The sequence below is a fragment of the Pseudorhodobacter sp. E13 genome (assembly GCF_003991405.1).
GTDB lineage: Bacteria > Pseudomonadota > Alphaproteobacteria > Rhodobacterales > Rhodobacteraceae > Pseudorhodobacter.
On the sequence record NZ_RPEN01000159.1, the window covers coordinates 255,161 to 273,747 of the forward strand.

General features: G+C 60.7%; 18 protein-coding genes. 3 read left to right on the plus strand and 15 right to left on the minus strand.

Features of this window, described 5'->3' with window-relative positions; all coding sequences use genetic code 11:
- Window positions 1–4: 4 nt before the first annotated feature.
- Entirely contained in the window at window positions 5–379 is a 375-nt protein-coding gene (locus EGN72_RS17335) for a VOC family protein (RefSeq protein WP_233587177.1), read from the minus strand.
- 75 nt (window positions 380–454) lie between these two features.
- Here EGN72_RS17335 and EGN72_RS17340 point away from each other — a divergent pair, with 75 nt between their 5' ends.
- A complete protein-coding gene (locus tag EGN72_RS17340) occupies window positions 455–1,324 on the plus strand; it encodes a DUF817 domain-containing protein (RefSeq protein WP_127049898.1) in 870 nt (289 codons plus the stop codon).
- Here EGN72_RS17340 and EGN72_RS17345 read toward each other — a convergent pair.
- Window positions 1,302–1,649, minus strand: coding sequence for a hypothetical protein (locus EGN72_RS17345; RefSeq protein WP_158623218.1), 348 nt, complete (start codon window positions 1,647–1,649; stop codon window positions 1,302–1,304). The genes EGN72_RS17340 and EGN72_RS17345 overlap by 23 nt on opposite strands.
- A gap of 124 nt (window positions 1,650–1,773) precedes the next feature.
- On the opposite strand from EGN72_RS17345, the gene EGN72_RS17350 reads away from it, so the two are divergent.
- Window positions 1,774–2,544, plus strand: coding sequence for an alpha/beta fold hydrolase (locus EGN72_RS17350; protein WP_127049902.1), 771 nt, complete (start codon window positions 1,774–1,776; stop codon window positions 2,542–2,544).
- Window positions 2,545–2,594: 50 nt separating this feature from the next.
- Here EGN72_RS17350 and EGN72_RS17355 read toward each other — a convergent pair whose 3' ends face one another.
- From EGN72_RS17355 to EGN72_RS17405, 11 genes are all read right to left on the minus strand, one after another.
- Window positions 2,595–3,074, minus strand: a complete 480-nt coding sequence (locus EGN72_RS17355) for a cytochrome b (protein ID WP_127049904.1) — start codon at window positions 3,072–3,074, stop codon at window positions 2,595–2,597.
- Between the two features lie 55 nt (window positions 3,075–3,129).
- Window positions 3,130–3,309 carry a CTP synthetase gene (locus EGN72_RS17360; RefSeq protein WP_127049906.1) on the minus strand — a complete coding sequence of 60 codons (180 nt, stop codon included), beginning with the start codon at window positions 3,307–3,309 and terminating at the stop codon, window positions 3,130–3,132.
- Between the two features lie 72 nt (window positions 3,310–3,381).
- The gene (locus tag EGN72_RS17365; protein ID WP_127049908.1) at window positions 3,382–4,251 is read right to left on the minus strand and encodes a DmsC/YnfH family molybdoenzyme membrane anchor subunit; all 870 of its coding nucleotides are present in this window, start codon (window positions 4,249–4,251) and stop codon (window positions 3,382–3,384) included.
- Window positions 4,251–4,988: a 4Fe-4S dicluster domain-containing protein gene (locus EGN72_RS17370; RefSeq protein ID WP_127049910.1), complete on the minus strand. Its 738-nt coding sequence runs from the start codon at window positions 4,986–4,988 to the stop codon at window positions 4,251–4,253. The genes EGN72_RS17365 and EGN72_RS17370 overlap by 1 nt, the downstream gene beginning before the upstream one ends.
- Before the next feature lie 34 nt (window positions 4,989–5,022).
- Window positions 5,023–5,577 (minus strand): DUF6882 domain-containing protein, encoded by a 555-nt coding sequence (locus EGN72_RS17375; RefSeq protein WP_127049912.1) that lies wholly within the window; start codon window positions 5,575–5,577, stop codon window positions 5,023–5,025.
- On the minus strand, window positions 5,574–8,330 hold the full coding sequence (locus EGN72_RS17380; protein ID WP_127049914.1) for a molybdopterin oxidoreductase family protein: 2,757 nt from the start codon (window positions 8,328–8,330) through the stop codon (window positions 5,574–5,576). Before EGN72_RS17380 ends, EGN72_RS17375 begins: the two co-directional genes overlap by 4 nt.
- A 1-nt stretch (window position 8,331) precedes the next feature.
- The gene (locus tag EGN72_RS17385) at window positions 8,332–9,465 is read right to left on the minus strand and encodes an acetate/propionate family kinase (RefSeq protein WP_127049916.1); all 1,134 of its coding nucleotides are present in this window, start codon (window positions 9,463–9,465) and stop codon (window positions 8,332–8,334) included.
- A gap of 11 nt (window positions 9,466–9,476) precedes the next feature.
- On the minus strand, window positions 9,477–10,223 hold the full coding sequence (locus EGN72_RS17390; protein ID WP_233587178.1) for a sulfite exporter TauE/SafE family protein: 747 nt from the start codon (window positions 10,221–10,223) through the stop codon (window positions 9,477–9,479).
- Window positions 10,220–11,998, minus strand: coding sequence for a sulfoacetaldehyde acetyltransferase (gene xsc, locus EGN72_RS17395; RefSeq protein WP_127049918.1), 1,779 nt, complete (start codon window positions 11,996–11,998; stop codon window positions 10,220–10,222). The genes EGN72_RS17390 and xsc overlap by 4 nt, the downstream gene beginning before the upstream one ends.
- Before the next feature lie 91 nt (window positions 11,999–12,089).
- Window positions 12,090–13,562, minus strand: a complete 1,473-nt coding sequence (locus tag EGN72_RS17400) for a PLP-dependent aminotransferase family protein (protein WP_127049920.1) — start codon at window positions 13,560–13,562, stop codon at window positions 12,090–12,092.
- 57 nt (window positions 13,563–13,619) lie between these two features.
- Window positions 13,620–15,125, minus strand: coding sequence for a calcium-binding protein (locus EGN72_RS17405; protein ID WP_158623219.1), 1,506 nt, complete (start codon window positions 15,123–15,125; stop codon window positions 13,620–13,622).
- Between the two features lie 236 nt (window positions 15,126–15,361).
- On the opposite strand from EGN72_RS17405, the gene EGN72_RS17410 reads away from it, so the two are divergent.
- Window positions 15,362–15,802, plus strand: coding sequence for a hypothetical protein (locus EGN72_RS17410; RefSeq protein WP_127049924.1), 441 nt, complete (start codon window positions 15,362–15,364; stop codon window positions 15,800–15,802).
- 85 nt (window positions 15,803–15,887) lie between these two features.
- Here EGN72_RS17410 and EGN72_RS17415 read toward each other — a convergent pair whose 3' ends face one another.
- Window positions 15,888–17,267 (minus strand): aspartate aminotransferase family protein, encoded by a 1,380-nt coding sequence (locus EGN72_RS17415; RefSeq protein ID WP_127049926.1) that lies wholly within the window; start codon window positions 17,265–17,267, stop codon window positions 15,888–15,890.
- A gap of 159 nt (window positions 17,268–17,426) precedes the next feature.
- Window positions 17,427–18,572, minus strand: coding sequence for an aminotransferase (locus EGN72_RS17420; RefSeq protein WP_127049928.1), 1,146 nt, complete (start codon window positions 18,570–18,572; stop codon window positions 17,427–17,429).
- Window positions 18,573–18,587: the final 15 nt, after the last annotated feature.

The following is an 18,587-nucleotide window of genomic DNA, read 5'->3' on the forward strand; positions in this document are numbered from 1 at the left end:
TTTTCTATCTGCCCAACGCCTCTCCGAAAAAGATTAGCGTGCAGTCTTCATCAATGACATGGAATTCCCGCTGTCCGTAGGGCTGGTTGAACGGTGCCCGCACGCGGCCTGCCGGCAGCGTATCCAGCGCAGGTTTCAGGCTGGCATAAAGCGCATCCAGCGCCTTCACATCAATATAGAACGATCCTTGCCGCTCAGGGTTTTGCAGGTCCACATCATCGGAAACCTGCACCAAGCGCAGCGCCACCTTGTCCCGGCGCAAAAAGGCATAGCCCTCGGCCTGATAGCCGACGGAGAACCCCAAGACATCGCGATAAAAACCGATTTGCGCGTGCAAGGCGGTGCAAGGGACAAAAGGCGTGATCTGTGTCAGTTCCATCATATGTTCCTTTTTCTCCCCCGATAGCATGTCAGTGAATTGCCAAGCCTTGCAACACTGGCTATTGCCCGGCCCATGCAGCATTTGCACGAACACAACCTAAGCATCGAACGCCGCCTTGGCGATGCCGTCCGCGCCCGCCTGCCGGGCCTCTTCGGCGAGTTTGTGATGTTCGTGTTCAAACAGGCTTGGGCCTGTCTGTTCGGCGGCTTGCTGTTGGCCGCGATCATCCTGTCGAAATACCTCTGGAACCCCGATTGGGCGTTTCAGCGCTATGATTTCCTGTTCCTCTTTGCCATCACCACCCAAGCCCTGTTCCTGCGCTTCAAGCTGGAAACGTGGGAGGAGGCGCGGGTGATCTTGCTGTTTCACCTGACCGGCACCGCGATGGAATGGTTCAAGGTGCATGCAGGTTCATGGGGCTACCCCGAGCCGGGTCTGTTCAAACTGATGGGTGTGCCAATGTTCTCGGGTTTCATGTATGCCAGCGTGGGCAGCTACATGGCGCGCGTGATCCGCATTTTTTCGATGCAATTCGCGCCTTACCCACCGTTCTGGATGACGATGGTTCTGGCTGTGGCGATCTATGTGAACTTCTTTGCCCATCACTTTCTGCCCGATATCCGGCTGGTGCTGTTTGCCGCCACGGTGGTGCTTTACGCCCGCACCCGCGTCTGGTTCATCAACACCGAGCATCCGCGCTGGATGCCGCTGCCGCTGGCGGCTTTGCTGTCCAGCTTCGCGCTTTGGGTGGCCGAAAATGTGGGCACGGCCACGGGCACTTGGCTGTATTCCGGCCAGCTTCCGGGGCAGGCAGTCAGCTTTGCCAAGCTTGGGTCGTGGTATTTGTTGCTTTATGTAGCCTTCGTGACCGTCACAGTCGTCAGCCGCAGCGCCTTGTCACGCAAAGCGGTGGTTCCGGTTACAGATACCCGCGCCAGATAAGCACGCCAAGCACCAAGGCAATCACCGCGACAAGGCTGAACAGGATTGAGGTCGACAGGCCCAGCAACACACCGCGCAGCTTGTGGCCCTTGTTCAACCCGGCCAGATGCTTGATGCAGATGTCGTAATTGGCCGCCACCTTTTCTTCATTGATTTGCAGCAACAGCTTTGGGTTGAAAGAGTGTTCCAAGGCGGTGGCCAGTTCCTGTGCCGCAATACGCACCTTGCGCGGCAGGCGGCGCCCCCCGCGGCTAAGCTTGTCCGGCAAATCGCGGCCCTTCACATGCAATCGTTCGGTCAACAGGGCGGAGACACGCTCTGCCATTTGTTGAATTGAAACCGCGCCCATATATGCCACTTCCTGTGCTGCTTTGGCACAGCTTACGCGGCGGGAAAGGGCTGTTCAACTCCTCTGGCACTGCGGGCCATGCTGCGCTATGGCTTGGGGCATGTTGAACACAGTTTTGCACCCCGCCCAATCGCCCGCGACCCTTCCGCCCTTGCTGATCGTGCACGGGTTGTTCGGCTCGGCGCGCAATTGGGGGGTGATCGCGCGGCGCATGTCGGCGGATCGTGATGTGGTGGCGGTGGATATGCGCAACCATGGCGAAAGCCCGGCCCTGCCCAGCCACTCCTATCCCGACATGGCGCAGGATCTGGCCGAGGTGATCGACGCCCATGGCGGGCGGATGGATGTGGTGGGCCATTCGATGGGTGGCAAAGCCGCGATGCAACTGGCGCTGACTCAAAGCGACAAGGTGAACCGCCTGATCGTGGCCGATATTGCGCCGGTGGCCTATGGCCATGACCAAAGCGGGCATATCCGTGCGATGCGCAGTCTGGACCTGACAGGGCTTAACGCCCGGTCCGAGGCGGATCGGCGGCTGTCAGCCACGCTGGATGACCCTGCCCTGCGCGCGTTCTTTCTGCAATCGCTGGACCTTAAGGCCTCGCCCCCGCGCTGGCGGTTGAATCTGGATGTGCTGGAGGCAGAGATGCCCAAAATCGTCGGCTGGCCGGACACCGAAGGCAGGTTTGACGGGCCGGTGCTGTTTCTGACCGGGGCGGAAAGCGCTTACGTCAAACCCGAATACCGCGACACAATCCGCGCCCTGTTCCCCGCCGCCCGCTTTGCCAAACTGCCGGGGGCCGGGCATTGGCTGCACGCCGACAAACCGCGCGAATTTGAAGAAACCTTGCGGGTGTTTCTGGCGGGCTAGCTGCGGCCCCCGGTCTTTCCGCCGGGAGTATCCGGGCGCTGTGCCAGCCGTCACTTGCGCAAGGACATCCGGCGCATCAACCCGTCTTTCAGGTAAAACTGATGATAAAGCGATGCCGCGATATGCCCTGCGACAAGGATCAGGATCACCGGTTTCAGCGTTTCATGCAGCTCTCCGGCCAATTCCACCTCACCGAACCACGCAGCAAGACCAGACAGGGCAGCAAGGATCATCACCCCGTAAAGGGCGATATGGCCCAGATGCGCGATCAACGCCATGCGGGGGCTGGTGCCTGCGACCGGGGGCACAGCGCCTGCCCGCGCACGGATCACCAAGCGCCAGACCACCAGCAGCAAAACAGCGATGCCGCCAAAGACATGGCCCGCGACCAGCGGATCAAACACCACCTCTTGCCCACGCCGAAACGCCCGCCACGCATCCGCGATGGATTCGTGAAACACGAATTGCGCCGCAATCAGCAGGGCCACGGCCCAATGAAGCAATATCTGAGTTCTGGAATAGGGGCGCATGGCTGGCCTTTGATGTATTTTTTCAGGTTACGGCAAAGCCGTGCGATTGCGGCACCTACCCGGCGATTTGCTTGGCCACAAACCAACTGGCGGGAAAGGCGGCCACAAAGCCGATAGCGACCGCCACCAAAAGCGGGTTGAGCGTATCATAGCCCATCACCAGTGCCACAACCATTGCCACCCCCATCAGCGTGGTGGAAATCATCGAGAACAATATCATCATCAGGCGGGTCATTTCCGTCTCCAATCAGTGCTTACATTCAAACAATAGCAGATGATTGCAGCCCCCGCCTTGATCCAGCGCAATTCAGCGTTTGCCGTAATACAGCCCGACGACATGCTCGGCCTCGGCAAAGAACAGCCATCGCGCCGCAAAGGCCCCGACCAGATGCACCAACACCGCAACCAGCATAAGGCCAACGCCGCCCACAGCCGCCATCAGCGCGGGCAAAACCGCAGCGCAAAGCACCGCTATCACCCGCAGTTTCATCGCGTGCTTGCGCCCGACGACAAAGATCATCTCGCGCAGCAGGTAATTGCCGCCGGTATGCGGCTGTTCAAACACTGAAACATCGCCGCGCGCGCCAAGGCCCGTTGCTGTGCCCATCGTGGACCCAGCGCGGGCAAACTGCCTGTCCCCAACAAAGAACAGCACCAGCATCACGACCGCCAGCACCAGCAGCAAAAAGAAGGACAGCGTTGCCTGCATCGCCAAAAGCGCGCCCCCTGCCAACGCAAAGGCCAGAAACATCACGGGCGTCAACCAATGGTGCCAGCGCGGCACCGCCTTGATCTGCGTATAGATCATCGCGGTGCAAACCACCGTAATCACGGCCAGTGCCGCCGCCAGCCCGCGCCACGCATAGGGCACAGCAAACCCCAGCCAATCGCCCAGCGCGATCGGGGCCAGTGCAAACAGGGCCAACACGGCGGCCCAACCTTCACGGCTGAGCCAACTGCTGCGCCATTGGCTAAACGCTTTCAGCGCCCGCTGCGGGTTGCCCAAATGCGTGGTCGAGGCGATCAGCCCCCCCACCGCCAGCGCATAGCCGATGGCCCAGGCCCAAAAGGCCCAAAGCCCGGTCAGCGGCAGAAAGCCCAGCGCCATGAAGCACATGAAACCAAAGCCAAGCCCCGACAGAACCGAGAAAATGATGACAGAAGGCGCAGGATGCATCAGATCTTCCCCAAAACACGGTCAAGCCAGCCGGCAAAGCCTTTGGCCTCAATATCCAGCAAAGGCGCCAAAAGCGAGGCCTCCAGCCGTTGATCCTTGGGGCGGGGAGGCAGGTATTTATTGGTGGGCTTGGTGCCCATTTCCGGCATCAGATCAAACCCACCGCGCGCGGCGGCAAGTTGGCTGACCTTGCTGTCGGGGTCGTTGAAATCGCCGAAGTGGCGCGCGCCGGTCGGGCAGGTGCGCACGCAGGCAGGCTCTCTGTCCTCCTCGGGCAGATTTTCGTTATAGATGCGGTCCACGCAGAGCGTGCATTTCTTCATCACGCCTTCGTCTGCGTCCATCTCGCGCGCGCCATAGGGGCAGGCCCAGGCGCACAGACCACAGCCGATGCAATCGCTCTCATTGACCAGAACGATGCCATCCTCCACGCGCTTGTAACTCGCCCCTGTGGGGCAAACGGTGACGCAAGGCGCATCTTCGCAATGCAGGCAAGAGCGGGGGAAATTGATGGTCTGCGCCGCCCCTTGCGCGGGCTGCACCTGATAGGAATGCACGCGGTTCAGGAAGGTGCCGGATGGTTCCGCCCCATAAGCATCCTGATCCGACAGCGGCGCGCCATAGCCTTGATCGTTCCAGCCCTTGCAGGCCGTCACGCAAGCATGACAGCCCACGCAAGTATCCAGGTCAATCGCAAGGCCAAGCTTTTTCTGGGTCATGTCGGGAAGGCATGTCATGGGCGCGGCCCTTTTCTTCTCAATTTATCCATGTTCATCCTACCCGCTCCGGGCGCTCTAACGCAAAATAGGTCCAGGTTCGTTCCCCGACTTTGGCGCGATAGGTCATCGGCAGACCCGAAAGATAGGCAACCACATCTGTCAGGTGCCACGCATCCGCTTCATCGACCCAAAGCATCTTGCTGGTCAGGACCGGCATATCGTGTTTCTGGCCAAAGCTGCGCGCTTGATCGACGGCTTCGCCCTGCACGCGTTCGCCGGTTTGCCCCCAGTTCAACATGAAGGAGCCCGACGCTGGCAACCAAGTTCCGACTCTTTGGAATTTTGCGTCATGGGCATGCCCCGCAGCGTCTGTAAAACGCATCAAGCCTGTTTCGCCGTCATAGTCATAGCGCCCGCCTTGCTCTGCCAATCGAATGGATTGATAGATTTCGGCGTTTGTTGCTTCGAGGGACGCGCAAGCCGTTCTGACCAATGCGCCGAACGTCTCGGTTTCATCCAGCAGATACTCATCTGCCATGTCGCAAAAATACCAGATTCCGGCTTCTGGCGGGCCTTCTGCTGCATCGGTTTCGGGATCGGCTGTCATACCTGCACCCCTTTCAAATCCAGCGCCGGAAAGGCGGGTTCTGCCTGCGCCGGGGCCTCGGCCTTTTCGATCTTCACCCGCAAATCGAACCACGCGGCCTGCCCCGTCACCGGGTCGGAATTGCTCCAGCGCATGCCATCGCCCTTTTCCGGCAACAGTTCGGAAATCAGATGGTTGAGCAGGAAGCCCTTGGTCGCCTCGGGCGCATCCGCGTCCAAGCCCCAGGTGCCCTTGCGCTTGCCAATCGCGTTCCATGTCCAGACCGTGTGTTCATTCAGCGCGGGCATATGGGCCACGGGCACCACAATTTCCCCATTGGGTGAGGTGACGCGCGCCCAGTCGCCTTCCTTGAACCCATTGGCTGCCCAGATTTTCGTCGGCACATAAAGCGGGTTATAGCCATGGATCTGCCGCAGCCATGAATTCTGCGACCCCCAGGAATGATACATCGCCATGGGTCGCTGGGTCAGCGCATGCACCGGGTAATCGGTGGCATCATCACCAAAAGGCGCATACCAGATCGGCAGCGGGTCCATCGCCTGTTTCAGCCGCGCGCGGGCAGCCTCTGGCGGCTGGCGGGTGCCAAACCCTTCGGCGGCAAGCTGGAATTTGCGCATCGGTTCGGAATAGATCGAGAACAGGTAAGGCTGCGGCGCATCATAAAGCCCGATTTTAACCGCCCAATCCTGATACGCCTTGTTCCACGGTTTGTAGAAATCGGCACCTTCCGGCACATGGGCCTGATAAAACGCACCATTGTCGATGTAACGCTGAAGCTGGTCTGGGTTCGGCGCCCCCCTACCTTCGGCACTGCCATCACCACGAAAGCCGATCAAGGGGCCAACACCGGGGCGGCGCTGATGGTTGACGATGTAATCGGCATAATCGGTGTAAAGCGCCTTGCCATCGGCATCGACAAACCCCGGCAGACCCAACCGCGCGCCCAGATCAATCAGCACCGATTGAAAGCCGCGCACCTCACGGTCCGGTTCCACGACGGGCCAGCGGATACTATCGCCCGCCGCATCGGGTTCACTGATCGGCCGATCCAGCAGGCTGATGCAATCATGCCGTTCCAGATAGGTCGTATCCGGCAAGATCAGATCGGCATAGGCCACCATCTCGGATGCATAGGCATCGGAATAGATGATGCGCGGGATGACGTATTCGCCGGAGGCGTCCTTATCCGTCAGCATTTCCATCACACGCGCGGTATTCATCGAGGAATTCCACGCCATATTGGCCATATACAGAAACAATGTGTCAATCTTGTAGGGGTCGCCCGCATGGGCATTGGCGATGACCATATGCATCACCCCATGCGCCGACAGCGGGTTTTCCCATGAGAACGCCTTGTCGATACGGGCAGGGTTGCCCTGCGCATCAAGGCACAGATGCTCTGGCCCGCGCGGATAGCCAAGGTGCGGGCCGTCCAGTGGCTTGCCCGGCGTGACCTTGCAATGCGGGGCGGGATGCGCCTCGGCCGGTTTGGGATAGGGCGGTTTGAAGCGGTAGCCGCCGGGGGTTTCCACCGTGCCCAGCACGACCTGCAACAGATGCAGCGCGCGGGCGGTCTGGAACCCGTTGGAATGGGCCGAAATGCCGCGCATCGCGTGAAAGGACACAGGCCGCCCGATCATCTTGTCATGCGTGTCACCCCGGAAATCGGTCCAAGGCTGCGCAATCTCAATCGCCTCATCGAACGCCACCCGCGCCAGATCGGTGGCCAGCGCCCGGATGCGCGTAGGGTCGATGCCGACGCGGGCTGCAATTTTCTCGGGCGCGTAAACGGGCGAGAGATAGCGTTCCGCCATATGCTGAAACACGGTGCGGTGGCCTTCATAGGTGGCGCCCAGATCGGGCTTTACCCCCGGCGTATCAAACGGCACCAGCTTGCCGCCTGACATCACAAGCGCCTTGCCTTCCGCATCGCGCAGGAACAACCCTTTCTCTGCACCCCCATCCGACCGCACCAACAGCGGCGCATTCGTGAAACGCGCAAGGTAAGGCAGATCGACCTTGCCCGCCTCCAGCAAGCAATGGATCAAGGACAGGATCAGCAAACCATCCGCGCCGGGTGTCACGCCGAACCAATCATCCGCCACGGCGTTATAGCCCGAACGAATGGGGTTCACGCCAATCACCTTGGCCCCGCGCGCCTTCAGCTTGCCAAGGCCCATCTTGATCGGGTTGCTGTCGTGATCCTCGGCCACGCCGAACAGAACGAACAGCTTGGTGCGTTCCCAATCCGGCTGGCCAAATTCCCAAAACGCACCGCCCACGGTGTAAATCCCGCCCGCCGCCATATTGACCGAACAAAAGCCGCCATGCGCCGCATAATTCGGGGTGCCGTAATTCTGCGCCCAAAAGCTGGTCAGGCTTTGGCTTTGATCGCGGCCCGTAAAAAACGCCAGCTTTTCCGGGGATGTATCGCGCAAGGGGCCAAGCCATTCCACGGCAATTCCCAGCGCCTCCTCCCAGGTGATTTCCTCAAACGCGCCGGAACCGCGCGGCCCGACACGGCGCAAGGGTGCGCGCAAACGCGAGGGCGCGTTGACCTGACGGATGCCAGAGGCCCCCTTGGCACAAAGCACACCCTTGTTCACCGGATGCGCGCGATTGCCCTCAATATACGTCACCTTGCCGGATGTCAGATGCACATTGATGCCGCAGCGGCAGGCGCACATGTAACAGGTGGTCTGGCGCACCTCATCCGAGACTTTCGGCGATGTATCAATCTTTGGCTGCGCCATGTCAGGCCCCCTTTTCCATCACTGCCAGCGCCTCGGCGGCAATCCAGGCTTCCTCCTCGGCGGGGATGACCCATGCACCAACCAGTGATTTGGAATCATTAATCTTTTCAGCCCCGGACTGATTGGCCGCAGCATCCACAACAAGCCCGGTAAAGGCCAAACCTGCCATGATTTCCCCCCGCATTTCGGCATCATTTTCCCCGATCCCCCCGGTGAAGGCCAGAGCATCAATTCCCCCCATCGCGGCAATCATGCTGCCTGCGTGACGGGTGGCCCAATAGGCGAAATGGGCGCGGGCAAAGCGGGCCACCGCCGTGCCTGCTTGCGACAGGGCCCGCATATCGGATGCCCCGGCAAGGCCCAGCAAGCCGCTTTCCTTGTTCAAAATCTGGCCTGCCCGCGCGATGCCGAACGCCTCGGCCAGACGCAGCACGGCATTGCCATCAATCCCGCCGGACCGGGTGCCCATGGTCAGCCCCTCCAGCGGCGAATAGCCCATGGTTGTCGCGACCGAACGCCCCTCCAGAATGGCGCACAGCGAGGCACCATTGCCCAGATGCAGCGCCAGCAGGCGGCGGGGCAACGGGCCACGCGCAGCCATGGCCTGTGTCAGACTGGCATAGGATATGCCGTGAAACCCGTAGCGGCGAATGCCCAGCGCCTCTGCCTCGGGGGGTAAAGCATAGCGGGCGGCGACATCGGGCTGGCCCGCGTGAAAGGCCGTGTCAAAACTGGCGAATTGGGGCAGATCGGGGGCCAAGGCGGCCAGCGCCCGGATCGCGGCAAGATTGGCAGGGTTGTGCAAAGGGGCCAGTGGCACACAAGCCTCTATCCCCGCGAGGACATCGGCATCAATCCGGCAGGGGGCGACAAAGCCCGTGCCGCCATGCACCACCCGATGCGCGGCGGCGGCGAACCCTGCAACGCGGTGCCCCGCCTCGGCCAAAACCGCCAGACAGGCCGCCACTGCCGCGCGATGGTCAGGCGCTTCCACCGCCCGCTTTTGCCCGGCAAATGCCAAGCGCGCGGCACCGCCGACTTCCGATACCGAACCGGACGCTATCTCTGCCCCGCCAGCGAAAACCGCGAATTTGACCGAGGACGACCCCGCGTTGACGACCAAGATCTTGCGCATATCCGCCCCTTTCAGATCATCGCCTTGGCAAGGCCCAGAACCGCCAGAACCGCCAGCAGGATAATGGCAAAGCGCCGGAAATCCTGCGGATCGGTGCCGAAGAAATGCCGCCCGCCAAGCCAGATGCCCAAGCCGACAATCGGCAAAGCCGCCGCCGCTGCGACCACGGTATCCCAGCTGATCAACCCATGCCACCACATCAGCGGCAGCGTCACCCCATCCAGCAGCGCGAAATAGGCGATCAGCGTGGCGCGAAACCCACGCGCGCCAAGGCCCTGCGCTGTGAAATAGGTGGCCACAGGCAGCCCGCCCATGCCCACCGCATTCGCAATGCCCGACACCACGCCCATGCCCGTATGTTCGGCCATACCTTGCGCGCGCCGCAGCACAAAGCCGCGCAGCAGCACCGCGCACATGATCAACACATAAACCGCAATCACCGCCCGCGCGGCATCGGGGGGGATTTGGGTGATGGCCCACAGCCCCAGCGGCACGCCCGCGCCTGCCCCCAACACCAAGGGCAGCACCCGCCGCCAATCCACATCGCGCGAAATCCCGGTCCATTGCTGAAAGATCATCAGAAAATCGAGGGCCAGCACCACACCAACCAGATGCAAAGGGTTGGTGACCAGCGATGCGCCCGTGACCGTCAGCGCGGCAAACCCGAACCCGGAATAGCCGCGCACAAAAGCCGCCCCAAACAAGACCACCGCCAGATAGGCGGCAGCCAAGGGCGTCAGATCAAAGGGCAGCGTCACCCGGCAAGCGGCTGGCGCCGCATATCATCGCGCGAGATGCCCGCCACCGCCACCGGGGCCTTCATCGCATCGCGGCGGAAGGGCTCCCCCAACTCTTGGTTGATCATGACTTCGATGAAGGTGGTCTTGCCCGCTTTCTGGTCGGCAATCGCCTTGTGCAGGGTTGTGGTCAATTGTTCCATCGTGCGGACGACAATGCCCGTCAGCCCGCAAGCCTGCGCGATCCCGGCATAAGATACCTTCTGATCCAGTTCCGTCCCGACGAAGTTATCGGCATACCACAGCGTTGTGTTGCGCTTTTCCGCGCCCCATTGGTAGTTGCGGAAAATCACCATGGTGATCGGCGGCCATTCATCGCGGCCAATCGCTGTCATGTCATTCATCGAGATCCCAAAAGCACCGTCACCTGCAAAGCCCACGACCGGAAGGTCCGGCCGCCCGATTTTTGCCCCCATGATCGCCGGAAAACCATAGCCGCAAGGACCGAACAGACCTGGGGCGAGGTATTTGCGCCCTTCCTCAAAGGTGGGATAGGCGTTGCCGATGGCGCAATTGTTGCCGATGTCAGAGGAAATGATCGCCTCTTTCGGCAGAGCAGACTGGATCGCGCGCCAAGCCATGCGGGGCGAAAGCCAATCCGGCTTGGCGTTGCGGGCGCGTTCGTTCCATGTGGTGCCGGGGTCATCATCTTCATGGTCCATTGAGGAAAGCTGCTGCATCCATGCCGATTTGGTCTGTGCAATCGTGGCTCTTCGGTCCTTGCGGCCCTCATCGCCCGCCCCTGCCGACAGCTTTTCCAGAATGGCGGTGGCGACCTTTTTGGCATCGCCCACAATGCCCACTGTCACCGGTTTTGTCAGCCCGATGCGATCGGGGTTCAGATCAACCTGAATGATCGCCGCCGATTTGGGCCAGTAATCAATGCCATAGCCCGGCAGCGTGGAAAACGGGTTGAGCCGCGTGCCAAGGCACAACACCACATCCGCCTTGGAGATCAACTCCATCCCCGCCTTGGAGCCGTTATAGCCCAAAGGCCCCGCGAACAGCGGGTGCGAACCGGGGAAGGCATCATTGTGCTGATAGCCACAGCACACAGGGGCATCCAGACGTTCGGCCAAGGCCATCGAGGCCGGAATCGCGCCTGCCAGCACCACGCCCGCGCCGTTCAGGATCACCGGGAATTTCGCTTTCGACAGCAGGTCCGCCGCCCGGGCGATGGCATCATCGCCGCCTGCCGGGCGTTCAAACTCCACGATTTTGGGAAGGTCGATGTCGATCACCTGTGTCCAGAAATCGCGCGGCACGTTGATCTGTGCGGGCGCGCTTGCCCGCTTGGCCTTCAGGATCACGCGGTTCAGCACCTCGGCCATGCGGGAAGGGTCGCGGACCTCCTCCTGATAGGCGACCATATCCTTGAACAGCGCCATCTGTTCGACTTCCTGAAAGCCGCCCATCCCGATGGTTTTGTTCGCGGCTTGCGGTGTGACCAGCAGCAAAGGCGTGTGGTTCCAGTAGGCGGTTTTCACGGGGGTCACGAAATTGGTAATGCCGGGGCCGTTCTGCGCGACCATCATGCTCATCTTGCCGGTCGCGCGGGCATAGCCATCGGCCATCATCCCGGCGGTATATTCATGCGCGCAATCCCAGAATTTGATACCCGCCTGTGGAAACAGATCCGAGATTGGCATCATGGCAGAGCCGATGATGCCGAACGCATCCTCAATCCCGTGCATTTGCAGGACTTTGACAAAGGCTTCTTCGGTGGTCATCTTCATGGGCTATCTCCGTTGGCAGGGCACGTCTTGCGCCGCGTTGGCAGCAGAATACGCTGGCGGGCAAAGCCGCTAGTAGGGCCAGTTTTTGCGCCTACTTAGGTCCAGTGTTTCGAATGGCGGCCGCGATCAATCCGATGCCTTCGGCGATGCGGCCCACCGGGATGGTGGAATAGGCCAAACGGTAGTAATTGCGCGGGGCCTGCGCCGGATCAAAGAACACGCGGCCCGGTTCGATCAGCACGCCTTTGCCGTGCAACTCCTGCGCCAGCACTTCGGTATCCACGCCTTGCGGGGCCACCATCCAAAAGCTGGACCCGCCAACCCCGCCTTGGCCCGCCACGATAAGCCCTTCGGCCTCTATCGCCTCGGTCATCGCCAAGCGGCGGCGCTTGAACGCCTGCTTCATGCGATTCACCAAGGCGTCATAATGGCCCAGTGACAGGAAATAGGCCGCCGTGCGCTGAATATGCCCCGGCGGGTGGCGCAGCGTGAGGGCGCGCAGGGCCCGCGCCTCGCGGATAAACCCTTCGGGGGCCACGATATATCCCAACCGCAACCCTGGAAAGATCGACTTGGAAAAGGAGCCGACATAGACCACCCGCCCCTCCCGGTCCAAGCTTTTCAAGGCCGGGGACACGGCGCGCAGGAACGACATCTCAAACTCGTAATCATCCTCGACGATGACGAAATCCTGCGCCACGGCGGCCTCCAGCAGGGCGCGGCGCCGTGCCATCGGCATAGTGGCATTGGTGGGGCAATGGTGGCTGGCGGTGGTAAAGACCACGTTGACGCCGGCCGGCAAATTCTCGGGCGGCAGGCCATCGGCATCCACGGCCACGCCATGCACCTCTGCCCCGGTTTGCGCCAAAATCGCGCGCAGGCTGGGGTAGCCGGGGTTTTCCAGCGCCACGCGCACCCCCGGCCCGGTCAGCACCTCGCCCGCCAGCCACAGCGCATTCTGCGCGCCCATGGTCAGCAACACCTCGCCTGCATGGGCCTCAATCCCGCGGCGGGGCAGAATGTTGCGCAGGATATATTCGATCAACAGCGGATCATCGCGGTCATAGTAATCAGAGGTCAGCGCCTCAAAATCGCGCTTGCCCAGCGCGCGCAGGGCGCATTGCCGCCAGTTCTGATGGTCAAACAGGGTGGCATCAGCCTGCCCATAGATGAACGGATAGCGGAACTGCGCCCAATCCTCGGGCCGCCGCAGATGCTCTGCCGCCGAGAAACGCCGCCCCGTCAGCGCGGCGTAATCGACCTGATCGGCGGGCAACTTGGGGCCAACTTCGAATTCGGGCTGCAAGGGCGCGCTTTCCGACACGAAATACCCCGACCGCCCGCGCGATGTCAGGTAATCCGACGCAACCAGATCGGTATAGGCTAGCGTCACCGTAATTCGGCTGACACCCAGATGCGCCGCAAGCCCCCGGCTGGAGGGCATCTTTTCCCCCGCGCGAAACCGCCCCGCAACAATACCTTCGGCCACCAATTGCCGGATGCGCTGCTGCAAGGTGCCGTTCAGATTGCCATGCAGAAAGAACGCCTCGGGCGGGATTGGCATTTTGGCCTCATCAGAGCAGGAAACTGGACCTATCAGGCCCCGCTTGCACCAAAGAAGTCAAGCACCCTGGTCGTTCAGATAGGCTTCAACCAGGTAGTTTTCCAACCGGATATCAGCGACGGTCAACCCCTGCCCGCCCGTCACCCGCGCAATCACGGTATCATCCACCAAAATGTCAGATCCGCGCCCATCGGCCCAAACCGAAACGGACAGCACAGCACCATCCGGCACGCTATCATTGGTGATCACGATGGCATCCTCGGCCCGGTCAAAATCTGTGATAAGGGTCGGGGCGAAGGTAAAGCCGAAGGCCCGCTCTCCCACCGTGTGCTGCACGCCAAAGACATCCCGCCCAGCACCGCCCGTCAGATCGTTGCCATTGGAGGACAGCAAGTAATCATCGCCCGCGCCGCCAAACAGCGCGTCGCGATGGATTTCCTGCGTAGCGGGCAATGGGTTTGTATCATCATCGTCGTTTGGCATTTCAATCCGACCGCCCAACGCGCTGAGCGTATCATTCCCCGCGCCGCCGTAAACCAGATCTTCGCCACCCTGATAGGGGGTCTGACCATAGTTCACCCCGCCGCCGACCGAGATAAGATCATCCCCCGCGCCGCCATCAATCACATTGTCATATTCATTCCCGAAAATCTGGGTATCCCCGGCCCCATCGGTGAAATTCAACCCTTCTGCGCCCTGTTCGAAGGACACCCGAATATCAAAGGCGGACAGGTCCAAACCCTGCGCGCCACCGATTTGCGCCAAAACCTCATCGCCGTATCGCAGGTCCGCCCCTTGCCCATTGGCCCAATCGGTCAGCGTCAGTTCGGCAGGCGTGACGCCATTGCCCAAGGTCAGATAAACGGCCAACGTGTCCTCGGCGGCATTAAAATCCGTAATCTGCGTGGGGTCATCAACACCTATGTCAATGAAGGCAGACAGGCTGTCATTGCCTGCCCCACCCGTTACCGTGCTGCCGCCATCAAATCCGATGATGTCATCGCCGGACCCGCCGTCGATCAAGGATGTATTCGGGCCATCGTCATGCGGGACGTTCGCGTCCCAGATGTGGTCATCGCCCGCGCCGCCATAGATCGTATCTTCGCCCGCCAGATCAAAGCTGTTGGCGCTGAACAGATCGGCACCGCGGCCACCATAGAGCACGTCACTGCCAGCGCCGCCTGCCAAAGTGTCATCGCCCGCGTCACCCACCAGCGTGTCGTTGCCGAACCAACCTTCCAGCGTATCGTTGCCGCTGCCACCCCTGATCAGATCATCGCCATAGCCCGTGCCGATCAGATCATCACCGCCACCGCCATAAATGGCGTCATTCCACGCGCGGCCTTCTGTCTCGGACAAGTAATAGTCATCGCTGAAAATCCGGTCGTCATCAGCGGTGCCACTGAATTCCCGATCGCCTGCATTGATGGGTTCAGCCCCGTCAACATAGCCACCATCCAAGGTTTCGGGCCCTTCGGGCACCTGATCGCTGTCGTCGTCATCCTTGCCAAAAACCAGTGGCAACAGGGCAAAGGCCCCGAACATCAATAGAAAACTTAGCATAGTCCCCCCCCAACTCGGCATAGCACAGAATAAAAGCCGCAAACGGCCAAAGGCCTGATATCTTGGTAGAAGATATCCGTTAAACCCTAGGCCCTTGCGGCTTGCAGCTCAACCTTTTGCCGGAAGCCCGCAGCAGCGGCGGGTATCGTCAAATAATCCTCAGCTTATTAGTCATTCTTATTCGTTTTTCTTTTGGATAAGGCCGCCCTAAACCATCGTGAAAGGGAGGGCCGATCATGTCCAAACATATCCAACCGCTGACCCGGATTGATGGCACCAATACCCATACTGCGCTTGGCATGGTGATCGACAGTGGCCGCCCCGGCCCGGCGCTGTTGGTCACGGGGTTTTCGGCCTCGACCCTGCGCGTCTATGATCGGCTGGCGGAATTGCCCAGCATCAGCCACCTGCGCGGGCGTCTGACCTTGATGCATCTGGACCGTTTGGGCGAGGCTGGCAACGGCCCAGAGCAATTGCGCGCGCTGGTCGGCCCGCAGGATGACAGCTTGTTCCTGCCCTTCCTGCCCGATGACCGGCTGTCGCCCAAAGCATTGGCGCAGGCCAGCGATGAGGATTACTGGACAATTCTGGCCAAGATGGCAGCCCTTGGCATGATCTCGGGCCGAGGCGTCAATGATCGCCGCATCATCGCCCTAAGGGCGGAAATGCGGGCCTGACCTGCGCCCAAACCAGACAGGCAGGCAAAGGCCCGCGCCGGGGATGGCGCGGGCCTTTTGGGTTCCGTCAGGCACTCCCGAAAGATCAGGAAAACACCTTGGTCAGCGCCTTGTCGATGGCGGTGGTGATCTGGTCGATATCATCCGCCGTGGCGATCAGCGCGGGCGACATGCACAGCGTGTTGTTATAGCCCGCAATACTGCGGTTGGTCATCCCGATCAGCACGCCCTGCGCCGCGCAATCGGCCACCACCGCCGCCACTTTCGCCTCGGCTGCGGGTTCTTTGGTCTCGCGGTCGGCCACCAGTTCCGCCCCGCAGAAAAGGCCCTTGCCGCGCACATCGCCAATCACCCGATGCTTGTCCATCAGGTTTTGCAGATTGCCCAGCAGCCGCTTTTCCATCTTCAGCGTGTTGGCCAACAGGTCTTCATCCTCAAGGATCCGCATGTTTTCCAAAGCCGCCGCCGGGCCAGCCGTGCAGCCCCCGAAGGTGGAGATATCGCGGAAATAGGACAAGGGGTCTGTCGGGTCATCCTTGAACTGTTCAAACACGGCTTCGGTTGTCACCATGCAGGAAATCGCCGCATAGCCAGAGGCAACGCCCTTGGCCATCGTCACGAAATCCGGCTTGATGCCATAGTTCTGATAGCCGAACCAAGTGCCCGTGCGGCCCATGCCGCAGACCACTTCGTCAATATGCAGCAAGATGTTGTATTTGGTGCAAATCTCTTGCACCCGTTCCCAATAGCCAGCGGGCGGCACGATCACGCCCCCCCCGGCGGTGATCGGCTCCAGGCACAGCGCACCGATGGTATCGGCGCCTTCGCGCAGGATCACCTCTTCAATCGCATCGGCGGCACGCACGCCGTAATCTTCGGTATCCCACTGCTTGCGATATTCAAGGCAATGCGGCACCTCGACGAAACCGGGGGTAAACGGCCCGTATTGGGCGTTCCGTTCATACTGGCCACCGGCGGACATGGTGGCGATGGTGCCGCCGTGATAATCGCGGTGACGATACAGGATCTTGTGCTTTTTGCCGCCATGGTGCCGGGCCGAGATTTGGCGCACCATCTTGAAGGCTTTTTCATTCGCCTCGGAACCCGAGTTGGCATAGTAAACCCGGCTCATCCCCGGCATCTTTTCGATCAGGCGTTCCGCAAAGATCGCACCGGGCACGGTGCCCGTGGCCCCGCCGTAAAAGTTCATCTTCAAAATCGCGTCATACACCGCCCGCGCGATGCTCTCGCGGCCATAGCCCACGTTCACCGTCCAGACCCCGCCTGCAACCGCGTCCAGATGCTCTTTGCCCTTGGCATCCCAGACGCGCAGGCCCTTACCTTCGACGATGATCCGCGGATCATTCACCTCAAAGCCTTTGTGCTGCACCAGATGGTGCCAGATATGGGCGCGATCTGCCGCGATCACGCCGGACATGTCATTGCTGTGGGTCATGGTATCCATCGGAGCACCTTTGCGAAGGACAGGCCGGGGTTGCCCGGCCAGAAAAAAGATCATCAATTCTGCCGTCAATTATCATGCTTTGCCAAGTCCCGACGTAGGGCCAGACGAAACGCAGATTTAAGGCCAGTTTTCAGGGTGGCAATCCTGCGCCTGACGCGGTCAGGCGGACGCCGCGCGCTGCTCTGCCGCAAGGGTGGCCAGAAACCCGCTCAACCTTTCCAGCCCGTCGCGCAGAATGGTGGGCGCATTGGCATAGCCGATACGCACCCAGCCTTCCATTTCCATCGCGGAACCGGGGGTCAGCATCACCCCGGTTTCGCGCAGCAAACGCAGGCAAAACACCTCGCTGGGCATATCGAAGTGATACCGCAGCAGCGCCGTCGTGCCAGAGGCAGGCTTGTGATAGGTGATCAGCGGCTCCGCCTGCACCCATGCGTCCAAGATCGCCAGATTGCCGCGTGTAATCCGCTGGCTGCGCGCGATGATCTTGTCACGGTTTTCCAAGGCAATCGCGGCCAGATAATCATTGATCATGCCCACGCTGATCGTGGTGTAATCGCGATGCACCGACACCGCGCGGATCACCTCCTCTGGTCCGGCAATCCAGCCCAGCCGCAACCCGGCCAGCGAAAACGCCTTGGACATGCCTGCCGTGCTGATCCCCCGCTCGTAAATATCGGCGACAGAGGTGGTAAAGCCCGACCCCTGCTGATCGGTGCCGCGATAAACCTCATCGCACAGCACATAGGCCCCGACCCGCCGCGCAATCTCGGCGATTTGGGCCAAGAACGCCGCATCCATCAAGGCACCCGTGGGGTTGTTGGGGTTATTGATGGCAATCAGCTTAGTGCCCGGCGTGGCAAGGCGTTCCAGTTCCGCCAGATCGGGCAGAAAGCCGTTTTGCACATGCAAAGGCAGGATTTGAACATCCGCGCCATAGCTTTTGGGGATGGAATAGTGCTGCTGATAGGTCGGCAAAACCGAAATCACGCGGTCGCCCGGCTCTACCAGCGTTTCATGCACAAGCGCATTGGCACCGATGGTGCCATGCGTCACCACGATATTCTCGCGCTGCTGGCGCTGATACATCGCCCCAATCGCGGCGCGCAGACGGTCCGACCCTTCAATCGCGCCATAGCCAAGGCGCATTGGCAGAACATCGGCCAGAAAACTGTCGGTCTTGCCGCAAATCTCCAGCAATTCCGCCAAGGTCAGCGAGTCGACGCAGGTTTCGGCGAGGTTATAGGTGCAGTCGTTTTCATGGGCGTTCATCCAAATCTCAACGCCGAAATCATCAATCTTCATCCTGCCGCCTCCGTT

What these genes read in the sequence shown, in the direction of transcription:
- EGN72_RS17405 (WP_158623219.1), bottom strand. Translation starts at nt 15,125, where the DNA reads ATGCTAAGTTTTCTATTGATGTTCGGGGCCTTTGCCCTGTTGCCACTG.
- EGN72_RS17350 (WP_127049902.1), top strand. Translation starts at nt 1,774, where the DNA reads ATGTTGAACACAGTTTTGCACCCCGCCCAATCGCCCGCGACCCTTCCG.
- EGN72_RS17365 (WP_127049908.1), bottom strand. Translation starts at nt 4,251, where the DNA reads ATGCATCCTGCGCCTTCTGTCATCATTTTCTCGGTTCTGTCGGGGCTT.
- EGN72_RS17385 (WP_127049916.1), bottom strand. Translation starts at nt 9,465, where the DNA reads ATGCGCAAGATCTTGGTCGTCAACGCGGGGTCGTCCTCGGTCAAATTC.
- EGN72_RS17345 (WP_158623218.1), bottom strand. Translation starts at nt 1,649, where the DNA reads ATGGCAGAGCGTGTCTCCGCCCTGTTGACCGAACGATTGCATGTGAAG.
- EGN72_RS17400 (WP_127049920.1), bottom strand. Translation starts at nt 13,562, where the DNA reads ATGCCAATCCCGCCCGAGGCGTTCTTTCTGCATGGCAATCTGAACGGC.
- EGN72_RS17370 (WP_127049910.1), bottom strand. Translation starts at nt 4,988, where the DNA reads ATGACATGCCTTCCCGACATGACCCAGAAAAAGCTTGGCCTTGCGATT.
- EGN72_RS17375 (WP_127049912.1), bottom strand. Translation starts at nt 5,577, where the DNA reads ATGACAGCCGATCCCGAAACCGATGCAGCAGAAGGCCCGCCAGAAGCC.
- xsc (WP_127049918.1), bottom strand. Translation starts at nt 11,998, where the DNA reads ATGAAGATGACCACCGAAGAAGCCTTTGTCAAAGTCCTGCAAATGCAC.
- EGN72_RS17360 (WP_127049906.1), bottom strand. Translation starts at nt 3,309, where the DNA reads ATGACCCGCCTGATGATGATATTGTTCTCGATGATTTCCACCACGCTG.
- EGN72_RS17335 (WP_233587177.1), bottom strand. Translation starts at nt 379, where the DNA reads ATGGAACTGACACAGATCACGCCTTTTGTCCCTTGCACCGCCTTGCAC.
- EGN72_RS17410 (WP_127049924.1), top strand. Translation starts at nt 15,362, where the DNA reads ATGTCCAAACATATCCAACCGCTGACCCGGATTGATGGCACCAATACC.
- EGN72_RS17415 (WP_127049926.1), bottom strand. Translation starts at nt 17,267, where the DNA reads ATGGATACCATGACCCACAGCAATGACATGTCCGGCGTGATCGCGGCA.
- EGN72_RS17380 (WP_127049914.1), bottom strand. Translation starts at nt 8,330, where the DNA reads ATGGCGCAGCCAAAGATTGATACATCGCCGAAAGTCTCGGATGAGGTG.
- EGN72_RS17420 (WP_127049928.1), bottom strand. Translation starts at nt 18,572, where the DNA reads ATGAAGATTGATGATTTCGGCGTTGAGATTTGGATGAACGCCCATGAA.
- EGN72_RS17340 (WP_127049898.1), top strand. Translation starts at nt 455, where the DNA reads ATGCAGCATTTGCACGAACACAACCTAAGCATCGAACGCCGCCTTGGC.
- EGN72_RS17355 (WP_127049904.1), bottom strand. Translation starts at nt 3,074, where the DNA reads ATGCGCCCCTATTCCAGAACTCAGATATTGCTTCATTGGGCCGTGGCC.